Source organism: Providencia rustigianii DSM 4541, from assembly GCF_000156395.1.
Lineage (GTDB): Bacteria > Pseudomonadota > Gammaproteobacteria > Enterobacterales > Enterobacteriaceae > Providencia > Providencia rustigianii.
In genome coordinates, this window is record NZ_GG703818.1 from 789,494 (window position 1) to 801,948 (window position 12,455).

Here is a 12,455-nt window from a genome sequence, read left to right on the forward strand (position 1 = left end):
CACCCATATTGGAGCCGATCATGAATCCCCCATTTCATATACAAAGCCAAGAGCAGCGCATCGATAATTTAGTGGATGCCATCCAAACTAAACTGAAGTTTATGGTTGGCAAAGATCCGATTATTGCGACCTCCCATGATTGGTTGAATGCCATTTCGTATGCGATCCGTGACTTAACAGTGGATCGCTGGTTACGAGGGATCCGTCGATCCCTTTCTCAATCGGATCGTGCTATTGCGTATCTTTCGATGGAGTATCTGATCGGGCGCACCCTGTCGAATACGTTACTTAATTTAGGCATGTACGAAGATGTCTCCGCTGCATTGGAAAAAATGGGATTCAGCTTGGATGATGTGGTGCAGGAAGAGGACGATCCCGGCTTGGGAAATGGGGGATTAGGTCGACTTGCCGCCTGCTTTTTAGACTCGCTCGCGACATTAAAAATTCCTTCCGTCGGGTTCGGTATCCGCTATGAATATGGCATGTTTCAGCAAAATATTATTGATGGTCAACAGGTTGAATCTACCGATCGTTGGCTACAGTACGGCAATGCATGGGAGTTTCCGCGTTATAACCTGAGTTACAAGGTGCGCTTTGCAGGACGCATCCAACAAGAGGGAAAAATTGTTCGTTGGATAGAAACCGAAGAGGTACTAGCTCGCGCCTATGACTAAATTATCATGGGCTACGGCTGCGATGCGACAAACACCTTGAGGCTGTGGTCTGCACATGCAACCAACGAAATGAATATCAATAAATTTAACCAAGGGGAATATTCCGCGGCTGTTGAGGATAAAAATTTTTCAGAGAATGTTTCTCGCGTACTGTACCCCAATGACTCCACAGAATCTGGCAAGATCCTCCGTTTAGGTCAGGAATATTTTTTGGTTTCTGCCACACTACAAAATATTTTAGATGTGCATAGTCGCGTTCATGGCACTCTCACGAATCTCGCTGAAAAAGTGGCTATCCACCTCAACGATACTCACCCCGTTTTGGCTATTCCCGAATTAATGCGTTTACTGATTGATGAGCATGAATATGCATGGGAAGCTGCCTGGCAACTGTGCGGGAAAATTTTTTCTTACACCAACCATACGCTGATGAGCGAGGCATTAGAACGCTGGTCAGTAGACTTACTCGGCAGATTGCTTCCTCGGCATCTGCAAATTATTTTTGAAATCAACGAGCATTTCCTTAACCAAATCAAACAGCGTTATCCCAATAATTCTGAGCTGCTCACCCGGCTTTCCTTGATCGATGAATCTCATGGTCGATACGTCCGTATGGCATGGCTGGCGGTGGTAGGAAGCTACAAAGTGAATGGTGTTTCTCAACTCCACTCCGAGCTAATGATCCAAGAAATTTTTGCCGATTTTGCGAAAGTGCTGCCAGAGCGTTTTTGTAATATAACCAATGGGATCACACCACGCCGCTGGCTAGCTCTGTGCAATAAACCTTTGGCTAGTTTGATCGACGAAACTATTGGTACGGGTTGGCGCGAAGATCTCACCCGGCTTTCTCAGTTGCAACAGCGCACGGATTTCCCCTTATTTATCGAGAGACTAAAAACCTGCAAACTCGAAAATAAAGTGGCTCTCGCCGATTATATTGCGCAAAACCTGAATATGATTGTCAATCCCCATGCGTTATTTGATGTGCAAATCAAACGTATCCACGAATATAAGCGCCAGTTACTCAATATTTTACAAGTGATTGGTCGCTATAACCTAATGCTGCAATATCCAGAAAAAAACTGGGTTTCCCGCGTGGTGATTTTTTCCGGTAAGGCAGCATCGTCCTATGTGAATGCCAAGATGATTATCCGTTTAATTAACGATGTCGCGCAGGTAATTAACCACGATGCGCGCCTTAAAAATCGTCTCAAAGTGATTTTTATTCCTAACTACAGCGTCAGTTTGGCGCAATTGATCATCCCCGCGACGGATCTTTCTGAACAGATTTCTTTGGCTGGAACTGAGGCATCCGGCACTGGGAATATGAAATTCGCCTTAAATGGTGCGTTGACTATCGGCACATTGGATGGCGCAAATATTGAGATTCGTGAGCATGTTGGTAAAGAAAATATGTTTATATTTGGTCACACTGCCGAGGAAGTGGAGGCTTTGCGCTCCAAAGGCTATGATCCGCGTAAAATTTATGAGGAGCATGAAGATCTTCATCAAGTGCTTAATTCGTTAGTCTCCGGCGTTTTCAGCCCCGACGATCCCAATCGTTATTATCCGTTATATGATTCACTGATAAATTTCGGCGATTATTATCAACTACTCGCAGACTATCACGCTTATGTGCAAGCCCAAGATGCCGTCGATAAGTTGTATCAAGATCCCAATTTATGGGCTCAGAAAGCACTGTGTAATATTGCCAATATGGGGTATTTCTCATCCGATAGAACGATTGGGGAATATATGGAGAAAATATGGGGGATCTAGCCGTATAGATATAATTTAGTAAGCAACCGGAACTTATTAATTAGCTTCCGGTTTAATCCTAACTAATATTTTTTATTTTCCATGTAAATCAGGTGGATTTATGTGCTTAATATGGTCTATTCCATCATTTAGTATCACATTTGGCTGTTGAAAGAGTGTATTTTTAATATTATTGATTGCACCATTAACAACATCATCACGAGCTTGCTTCGGTAAGAATAATGTACATAACCCATAGATAAGCACTGCAAATAGTATCGCAGCAAAAACGCCAGCAAAACCATTCCATAGCCATTGCATCACTCGTAAAAAACGATTTTGTTTATTCCCGTATTGTATGGCTACTGTGCGATAAAAATGTAGAATTGCAGCTTCACGCGCTTCAATTAGCTCTTGCTCATGAGCTGACTTAAGTTGATCAATCTCATTAGTGAGGCGTTCAATTTTATTGGCTTGCTCATTTGCCCCATCCAATTGAACTTCATAACCATATCGAATTTGTACTTCTAACTGATCAAAAATATTAGCGATGATTATTTTAGCTTTTTCACGATACCCTTCTATCCGAGCTGGTGTATTTACCGTTTGCCGGTGAAATGTATCCAACTCCGTAACGATAGATTCTTCGTCCATACCATTAACTCTGAGCCCTTCTGCAAATTCATTTTTCTCAAACTTATATAATGAATAAGCTAAAAATCCCTGAGTATCATCTTGCCCTTTGACCAACTCCCTGTATACCCAGCGTTTACTCATCCTTAAATTATCCATATAAAAAATCGCCACATTTGTGGCGTATTTAAAAGAACATATAATTATTAACGCTTCGTTGCAGCTCGAAATGCCCGATTAAGCATTCCATTAACCGTTTCACCCGATGATGATTTTTCAGAGAAGCTACTTATTGAAGCTCCTTGTGTCTTCGCGGGTGTAGATAGAACAGTACGAACAATATCAGCTTTACGGCTTTCAGAGAGTGGTCGTATCTCGTATTTACTCATAACTCCCTCCTTAATTGCCCAAAATAATGATAAAAATCTAGAAGAGAGTCTACCATTCACACTATAAAGAGTCATTGAGTAAACTATCAAATATTCTCTGAATAGTACCCTAAAAAGGATATTCTTCAGTTAAAACCCACATCAAATTATGCTATTCATATTCACTGTAATCCACTTCTTCATCATTCAAATCAACCATCACATTGAATTGTTCCATAATTGACATAAATGGTTCGAAAATATCGGCAGGAATAAGAATTTCATGGTAAGCATCATTACCAGAATCTAAACCTAATAGGTAATAGCTTAAAGCTTGTAGCTGCTGATTGGCACGCACAAAAATTTGATCAGGTCTTAAGCTATTTTGAGGATTATCAACACCAAAATCTAACTGAATATCAATGTCTGCAATATCCAGTGCATTTTTCAGAAAGCCAATCGCGGATTCACTATCTTTCCAGTCGATCCAGAAACTATTTCCCATATTTGATCTCACGACCAAATCCGCCATGATAAACCCCAGATCCTCATTCTCGACGCTATCAACAAAACCCTCTTCATCCTCATCAATCAGTTCTTTTAACTCTTCCTCAAAAGAAGCGATATCCGTGGCGATATTTTCTTGAGAATTCGGGTTTAGTAACTTCGCCAATTCAGTGATGGCAGGCATTATTTCATTATAAAGTTCTGCGGTTTCTGGCTTCATACCCTGCATGGAAAATCCTTAAATTTATTATCGATGTCATCGCCACTATTTTGCTGAAGTTAAAATGAGTTGTATATGAAATAAATCCTAGATTATCCGTATGTTAAGCGGATACTGGGCTACAGATCTCAATCAGGAAACCGTTAATATCATGCACATAAGCAGTGGTTTGTCCCCATGGCATTATTTCCGCTGACTGTACCAGCTTTGCGCCCGCTAATACGGCTTGATTCAGGGCCTTTTCAACCTCATCAGTTTCGAATGCTAGCTCAAAAACAGGGGCTTGCGGGTTTGGTGAAATAGCGCCTTTACCCAGCTGATTCATCAATGCTAAAGAGGAAAATGAAATCGTGGTGCTACCAGTATCTAACTCGCCGTAATCCCCGCTTTCATGTAGAAAAGCACATTTCATACCAAACGCTTGATGGTAAAAGTCGAGGGTTTTAGCAACATCATTGACGTACAATATCGCGTATTTAAATTTCATTGTTTCCCCATTCGTTCGACAAAAAATAGCAGCCTTGTGGGTCAAGCTACTTAGCAACACCCTCGAGCCATTTATGGATCACTTTGTATTTCTCTTCACGTATTCCCGTTAATAATCTATTTTCCGTGAGTTGAACAGCGGCTTTACACTTCACCTAAAGGTCACATCCCAAATCTGTGGCTTCAATCACTTGAGTTAGGTTTTATCTCAATGATAAAACCCACGCATGAATATCGTGGGCTGAATTCACTTATTAAATATCTTACTGGTTATCTTGATGATTATTTTCCAAATGTGCAGCAATATAGCGCTGATAACGATGGGGTTTTAAACGGCTCATATCCACCAGTACCAACCCATCGATACAATCATTAAACGCGGGATCAGTACCAAAGTCGATAAACTGTACGCCACCAGGTTCACAGAGCTCGGTATACTGTTTATACAATGTTGGGATGGAGCAACCAATATTACTCAGCAGGCTTTTCAACTTCACTAAATCTTCTTGATAATTATCGCCATCAAACTGAGCTAAAACTTGTGGTAATGACGCTGGATATGGTTGACGAGAACGCGCCATCGAAAGCTCAGAAGAAAAATAAAGACGGTAGAACGCAATCAATAAATCTCGAGCAGCAACGGGCATACTTCCAGAAATAGATACAGGACCAAATAAGTAACGATATTGAGGATATTTAGCAACGTAAGCACCAATGCCTTGCCATAAATATTCGAGACCCCGTTTTCCCCAATAGGCTGGCTGGATAAAACTGCGCCCCAATTCAATTCCTTGGGCTAAAATCGGCATCATATCTTGGTTATAGTGGAACAGGCTATTGCTGTAGATCCCATCTAACCCTTTTTTAGCAATTTGCTGTTCTGTTGGAATAAAACGGTAAGCACCGACAATTTCTAAGTCGTCTTCATCCCATAAAATTAAGTGGTAATAATCATCATCATAGCTGTCGAGGTCACGGCGTTTACCTGACCCCTCCCCAACTGCACGAAACGCAATTTCCCGTAGCCTTCCTAACTCTCGCAAAATCGGTGACCTAACTTCTTGCTGACGCTGATACAGAAAAATAGTTTTGCCATCAGGCGTCACACCTAGTTTTTCACAGCCGACTAACGCTTTTTTCAGTTCCAATCTATCTTCCGGTAACGCAATGGGTGCTTCACTGGTAAATAGCCCGGTTTTTCCTTTCCCCAATAAATAGACATGGCGCCGAAAACGCTCTGCCAGCTCATGATCATTGGTTCGCCCATCATACCAATGAGAAAATGGAATACGCCCACCAATATGCAATGTTATCCGCTTATTGCGCTGCTTAAACATCTCATTCACCAGCAATAATGCGGATAACGGCTTATAGACTATTGATGAGATATAAAACAGCAGGCTATTACGTGCTTGAACATGAATAGGGACAATCGAAGCACGAGATTTCGCCGCCAAACGTAAAAAACCCGTGCGCCAGTGACCATCACGAATGCCTTTCGCTCCCCAACGAGAAACTTCTCCCGCAGGGAAAACGATCAATGCCCCTTGATTATCCAGATGTGATTGCATACCAACGACTTGCTGGCGATTGGTTCGATTACCAACATTATCGACAGGAATAAATAAACTTTGCAGGGGTTCAAGATAGCTGAGCATTTGATTTGCCACGATCTTAACATCGGGTCTCACCGTTGCAACGGCGCGTAAAATTGCCAGCCCATCAAGGGAACCAATGGGATGATTCGCCACTAAAATGAGGGGACCATGGCTGGGAATATTTTCTAGATCCCCATCGGCTAGTTCACAGCGTACATTTAAATCATTGAAAACTTGCTCGATCAAATCCAAACCTTTTAAGTGCGGATAGTCTTTGGCAAGTTGTTGAAAATCTTTTTCGTGTAATAAACGTTTTAGTAAATTCCGTTTCCAAGCAGGCAGTGTTTGCTGGGGAAAAGCATGTTCCAGTAAAGCATCAACACTAAACATAATGGAGTCCTCTCACATATGCGTCATTGGCGAATTTAAGTCAAAATCATGACTAAAAAATATCCATTTGATGACAAATTTATGAAATACACTGTTTGAAATATAGACGACATTATCTGAAAAACGTTCGACACTTTTGACGAATCACTCTTGATTTAGTTTCTGTTGAATATTTATAAAAATAATATTTATTGATTATTCAACAAATTAGAAATTGCACTCCCCCTACAAAAAATTGGCATAAACCCTGCATTAGCTCTGATGAAAGGGCGGGAAACCGCTACATGAAAATATAGGAGCAATGTTGATGGAAAAAGTCATCACCGTCTGCCCGTATTGCGCCTCAGGCTGTAAAATTAACCTGAAGGTGGAGAACGGGAAGATCATAGGCGCGGAAGGCGCAAATGGTCACACCAATGAAGGAGAGCTCTGCCTGAAAGGCTATTATGGCTGGGACTTCATTCATGACACTAAAATTTTAACCCCGCGTTTAAAAAACCCGATGATCCGCCGTCAACGTGGTGGCAAGTTAGAAGTGGTTTCTTGGGAAGAAGCGATTGAATTCGCGAGCTCCCGCTTGTTGGCTATCAAAGAAAAATATGGTCCAAAAGCCATTATGACCACCGGTTCTTCCCGTGGGCCAGGTAATGAAGCCAACTTTGTGATGCAAAAATTTGTTCGTGCAGCGGTCGGTAGCAATAATATCGACTGCTGCGCTCGTGTCTGACACGGCCCTTCGGTTGCAGGTCTGCAGCGTTCGGTCGGTAATGGCGCAATGAGCAACTCAATTGTTGAAATTGAGGATACCCAATGTATTTTTGTCTTCGGCTACAATGCCGCAGACTCACACCCTATTGTCGCTCGCCGTATTTTAAAAGCGAAAGAAAAAGGGGCACAAATTATTGTCTGCGACCCGCGTTATATTGAAACCGCGCGTATTGCAGATATTCACTTACCATTGAAAAACGGTTCTAACATCGCGTTATTGAACGCGTTCGCCCACGTTATTATTGAAGAGAATCTGTATGATCAGGCCTTTATCGAGGCACATACCGACAAATTCGATGAATATCGTGGATTAGTCGCACCTTATACACCTGAATCTGTTGAAGAAATTACTGGCATAAAAGCGGCAGATATTCGTAAAACTGCGCGTATGTATGCCAAAGCTGAAACCGCAACCATTCTATGGGGTATGGGTGTTACTCAATTTTATCAAGGGGTTGAGACCGTTCAGTCACTCACCAGTTTGGCATTGTTGACGGGTAACCTCGGTAAAGCTCATGTGGGCGTCGGTCCTGTACGTGGTCAAAACAACGTACAAGGCGCGTGTGATATGGGTGCGCTGCCGAACACGCTACCGGGCTATCAATATGTTTCGGATAATGCAGCTCTGGAGAAATTTGCTAAATTCTGGGGCATTGAGAAAATGCCTGATGAAAATGGTATTCCACTGAGCGAAGTCCCTCACTTTATCGATGAAGGCGTGCTGAAAGCTCACTATGTGATGGGTGAAGATCCGCTACAAACTGAGCCTGACTTAGCAACCATTCGCCGTACCTTCGATAAATTGGAGCTGTTGATTGTCCAAGATATCTTTATGACTAAAACCGCGTCGATTGCTGACGTGATTTTCCCAGCCACTTCGTGGGGGGAACATGAAGGTGTGTACACTGCCGCAGACCGTGGTTTCCAGCGTTTTTATAAAGCGGTTGAACCTGTCGGTGATGTGAAAACAGACTGGGAAATTATCAGTCTGATGTCCACGGCGATGGGCTATCCAATGCACTACACCAACACCAAAGAAATTTGGGATGAGCTGCGTGAGCTGTGCCCGATTTATTTTGGAGCAACTTACGAAAAAATGGCGGGATTGGCATATATTCAATGGCCATGCCGTACATTAGAAAGCGAAGGTACTGAGTATCTGTATGACGGTGGTAATTTCGATACGCCAAACGGTCGTGGTCAGTTCTTTACTTGCGACTGGCGCCCGCCAATCGACCAAGTCAGTGAAGAGTATCCAATGGTACTGGCTACCGTGCGTGAAGTCGGCCATTACTCTTGCCGCTCTATGACGGGTAACTGTAAAGCGCTTGCTGCGCTTGCCGATGAGCCGGGATTTGTGCAAATCAATACTGCGGATGCGAAAGCACTCGGTATCAAAGATCAGGAATTGGTCTGGGTTTGCTCACGCCAAGGTAAAGTCATCACGCGTGCCAATATTAGCGATCGCCCAAATAAGGGTGCCGTGTATATGACGTATCAGTGGTGGATTGGAGCTTGTAATGAGTTGGTTGCGGAAAACTTAAGTCCGATAACCAAAACACCTGAGTATAAATATTGTGCAGTACGTGTTGAGCCAATCGCGGATCAACCCAAAGCTGAGCATTATGTAGTTCAGGAATACACAGCGATTAAGCGCCGCTTACGTGAGGCTGCTGAAGGAGTTTAATTTCCTTCATTCTTTGCACTGTAGGGGCTAGCAACCTACAGTGCAATTTATATTGAAAACTATTCAAAAATAATAAAATCCATCATCCAATAAAATTAGGTAAATAAAATATTAATCTCAGTTAAAAACTATTTAATATAAAAATAACCTTCCCTCAAAATAATCAACATCCTTTATTCTTAGTTATTATTTTTCCTTTTCCTTTTTCTTTTTCTTTTTCCAGCTTCTACCAATCTCTAAATAATTCGCGTTGTGGCTAGGCGGCAGACGCAGCTAATCCCTAGGAGCATACATAAGTATGTGACTAGGGTTAGTAAGGGCCAACAACGCCACGGCGTGAAGTATGACGAGATTACTGGAATAAATCTTGAACACTAATGCCAAGTCTCTGCATCCTCGACAATAGCGTTGTTCTCTTTAACCCCAGCCTCATGGCAGCCCCTCTCGCTCCCGCAACCACTCCATTAGTGGCTTTCAGCGCTTCAATGATCCGATTCCGCTCTTCATCGTCACTCTCTGGGGCATCGGTTTGCATTTTCCTCTCCAGAGAGCTTGGCTTTTTTAAGGCTTCTTTTATGCGTGATGGTTTGGGAATATTCAGCTCATGCAACTGAATATTCAGTGTGTTTCCACGAGTTAAAATCACCGCTCGCTCAATCACATTTTCTAACTCACGCACATTTCCCGGCCACGGATACAGCGACAACTGCGCTAACACATCCCGGGGAATACAATCAATTTTGCGGTTCATCCGCTGTGCCATTTTTTTAGTAAAGTAAGTCGCTAACAGCGGGATATCTTCAGGTCTGTCACGTAATGGCGGGATCACAATCGGGAACACATTCAAACGGTAATAAAGATCTTCACGAAACTCCCTATCTTCCGTCATTTCTTTGAGATTTCGATTAGTTGCCGCAACTAAACGAACATCCACTGGAATCACTTTATTGCCACCAATGCGCTCAATTTCACGCTCTTGCAATACGCGCAATAGTTTTGGCTGTAGATCCAATGGCATATCACCGATTTCATCCAAAAATAACGTGCTTTTATTCGCCATTTCAAAACGGCCAATATGGGTGGTTGTCGCGCCGGTAAATGCCCCTTTATCGTGGCCGAATAAATCGCTTTCTAATAATCCTGAGGGAATTGCCGCACAATTCATTTTAATCAGGGTATGCTGATGCCGTTCACTGAGCTGGTGAACCGCACGGGCAATAAGCTCTTTCCCCGTTCCCGTTTCCCCTAAAATTAATACCGTACTGTCACTGCGAGCCACCAAATCCACTTGCTCCAAAACTTCACGCATGGCTTGGCTTTGGAAGATAATTTCGCTAAAACTGTTGGTGCTTTGGATCTGCTCATTCAGCCATAAATTTTCATTTTTTAGGCTGTCTTTAAGGCGCGTAATTTCACCGTAAGCTGCGGCATTATCCACTGCGATTGCAAAACGCGCGGCAATTTGCTTGAGTAAGTTACAATTATCCTCGGTAAAAATATGATCATCTTCATGGGATAATACCAATACCCCCAAAGGCTTATGGTTAAATGCCAATGGTAATAACAGCGTTTCAGCCATTCCTTCAGCACATAAATGTTGATACAGCGGATCTTGGGTTTTGGGGTCGAGAGTCAACCGCAGTGGTTTATTATCATCTAGCACAGTGGCTAAATCAGAATGCAGCTCATTCAGGTGATATTGGCTTTTCTTAACGGGCTTTGAACGCTGATAGTGACTTGAATAACAGAGATAAACTGCGGAGCTGTAATTGTCACACAGCGCAACACTGATTTGGCTAATGCCAAAAAATCGGTAGATCTCTCTGGAAACTTCAGCGACTAATCCATCCATCTCTAAGTGAGAAAGTACAGAATTAGTAATATCCACAAGGATCCTAAACTGGTCACGTTCATGGCGAATGTGTTCGGTGGTTTCGGGTTTACTCACAAAATCTCCAATCTCATCCTAATTCGCTGCATTGTTAAGTCAAAATAGGCTAACAATAATGAGAATTAGTTAGAGTTTAAAATTTTCATTTAATAAACTTCTTATCTATAAATAAGAGAGAAATAAAAAGGTTTTATACTGTGATTAGTGCGATTGCTATTTTTTATTTAATGCTAATATTGTAATCGGAATTAGAAAAATTAATATCTCAGTCTGATTTAAATTTGATCCATCCACCTATTTTGGATAATTCATTAATTCATCTATATACCAAAAGATACTTAAAAACAGTTCGACAATAATGTCGATAAACGTGTCGAATATTAAAATTTTGCGAATTATCATCCCTTAATAATAATTAATATTTTGATTTTACTGAGTTATTTTATTTCGCCAATTTGGCACGATCCATGCTTATAGATAAGTATTGTCAGCAGAAGGCGAGGCGGCCGGAAAATACCGGATAGGATGCCCGTCATGGATCATTCAGGAGAAGTTGATGAACCGTTTCATCATTGCAGACCCAAAGAAGTGCATCGGCTGTCACACCTGTGAAGTCGCCTGCGTGGTTTCCCACCAAGAGCAGGAAACGGGTATTGCCACCGTAGTAAAAGATGAGTTTTTCCCACGTATTCATGTATTAAAAGGCTATACCGTCAGCACCGCTGTAATTTGCCGCCAGTGTGAAGATGCCCCATGTGCCAATGTGTGCCCAAATGGTGCCATCAGCCGCAAAGATGACTTTGTGTATGTTGATCAAGCTAAATGTATTGGTTGTAAAACCTGTGTCATTGCTTGCCCTTACGGCACCATGGAAGTGATCAGCCGCCCTGTTGAACAGCAAGTGACAGCACTTAATACTATTCCACAATACCGAGCAGAGGCCCATAAATGCGACCTTTGCCATACCCGCGAAGGAGGCCCTGCTTGTGTGGAAGTGTGCCCAACAGAAGCCTTAATTGTTGTCGACAGAAATAAAATGGATGAAATCATCAAAGAGCGTCGTCGTCGCGCCGCCTTTGAAATGCCTGCTGATATTTTGTCTTAAGGGATAGCCCATGCATGAAGTTGCCTTATGCCAAAACGCATTTGAGATCATTGAACAGCACGCTAAACGCAACCGTGCTCGGCGAGTCACTGGCGTATGGCTAGAGCTCAGTGCTGTTTCTTGTGTGGAAGAGTCCGCGGTACATTTTTGTTTCGATATCATTTGCCGCGATACCCTCGCCCAAGGTGCTGCATTGCATATTCTTATTGCCCCTGCACAAGCGCAATGTCGGGATTGCCAACATCAGGTAAAAATAACTCAGTTTGGTGCTGGTTGCCCGCATTGTGGCAGTCAAAATTTAATTGTGGATAGCAGCAGCACCATGCAAGTGAAGCAAATTGAAATTGAATAATTTATTCAGGAGTCAACT

General features: G+C 42.5%; 9 protein-coding genes and 1 pseudogene. 4 read left to right on the top strand and 6 right to left on the bottom strand.

The window, feature by feature from the left end; translation table 11 throughout:
* Positions 1-20 precede the first annotated feature (20 nt).
* Positions 21-2,453 (top strand): annotated as a pseudogene (glgP, locus tag PROVRUST_RS08705) (glycogen/starch/alpha-glucan family phosphorylase).
* Positions 2,454-2,525: 72 nt separating this feature from the next.
* Here glgP and PROVRUST_RS08710 read toward each other — a convergent pair.
* The 5 genes from PROVRUST_RS08710 to olsF form a co-directional block, all read right to left on the bottom strand.
* The gene (locus PROVRUST_RS08710) at positions 2,526-3,239 is read right to left on the bottom strand and encodes a hypothetical protein (protein ID WP_126437393.1); all 714 of its coding nucleotides are present in this window, start codon (positions 3,237-3,239) and stop codon (positions 2,526-2,528) included.
* Between the two features lie 32 nt (positions 3,240-3,271).
* Positions 3,272-3,454: a hypothetical protein gene (locus PROVRUST_RS08715; protein WP_039854821.1), complete on the bottom strand. Its 183-nt coding sequence runs from the start codon at positions 3,452-3,454 to the stop codon at positions 3,272-3,274.
* A gap of 151 nt (positions 3,455-3,605) precedes the next feature.
* Positions 3,606-4,169 carry a DUF6630 family protein gene (locus tag PROVRUST_RS08720; RefSeq protein ID WP_006814414.1) on the bottom strand — a complete coding sequence of 188 codons (564 nt, stop codon included), beginning with the start codon at positions 4,167-4,169 and terminating at the stop codon, positions 3,606-3,608.
* Between the two features lie 94 nt (positions 4,170-4,263).
* The gene (locus PROVRUST_RS08725) at positions 4,264-4,647 is read right to left on the bottom strand and encodes a VOC family protein (RefSeq protein WP_006814415.1); all 384 of its coding nucleotides are present in this window, start codon (positions 4,645-4,647) and stop codon (positions 4,264-4,266) included.
* A gap of 262 nt (positions 4,648-4,909) precedes the next feature.
* On the bottom strand, positions 4,910-6,634 hold the full coding sequence (olsF, locus tag PROVRUST_RS08730; protein WP_006814416.1) for a bifunctional ornithine lipid synthase OlsF: 1,725 nt from the start codon (positions 6,632-6,634) through the stop codon (positions 4,910-4,912).
* Between the two features lie 307 nt (positions 6,635-6,941).
* Between olsF and fdhF the strand changes: the two genes are divergently transcribed.
* On the top strand, positions 6,942-9,089 hold the full coding sequence (fdhF, locus tag PROVRUST_RS08740) for a formate dehydrogenase subunit alpha (protein ID WP_084789700.1): 2,148 nt from the start codon (positions 6,942-6,944) through the stop codon (positions 9,087-9,089).
* A gap of 352 nt (positions 9,090-9,441) precedes the next feature.
* Here fdhF and PROVRUST_RS08745 read toward each other — a convergent pair whose 3' ends face one another.
* A complete protein-coding gene (locus PROVRUST_RS08745) occupies positions 9,442-11,037 on the bottom strand; it encodes a sigma 54-interacting transcriptional regulator (protein WP_006814418.1) in 1,596 nt (531 codons plus the stop codon).
* 499 nt (positions 11,038-11,536) lie between these two features.
* Here PROVRUST_RS08745 and hydN point away from each other — a divergent pair, with 499 nt between their 5' ends.
* Together hydN and hypA are read left to right on the top strand one after the other, a co-directional pair.
* Positions 11,537-12,085 carry an electron transport protein HydN gene (hydN, locus tag PROVRUST_RS08750; protein ID WP_039854822.1) on the top strand — a complete coding sequence of 183 codons (549 nt, stop codon included), beginning with the start codon at positions 11,537-11,539 and terminating at the stop codon, positions 12,083-12,085.
* Positions 12,086-12,095: 10 nt separating this feature from the next.
* The gene (gene hypA / locus PROVRUST_RS08755; protein ID WP_006814420.1) at positions 12,096-12,437 is read left to right on the top strand and encodes a hydrogenase maturation nickel metallochaperone HypA; all 342 of its coding nucleotides are present in this window, start codon (positions 12,096-12,098) and stop codon (positions 12,435-12,437) included.
* Positions 12,438-12,455 lie beyond the last annotated feature (18 nt).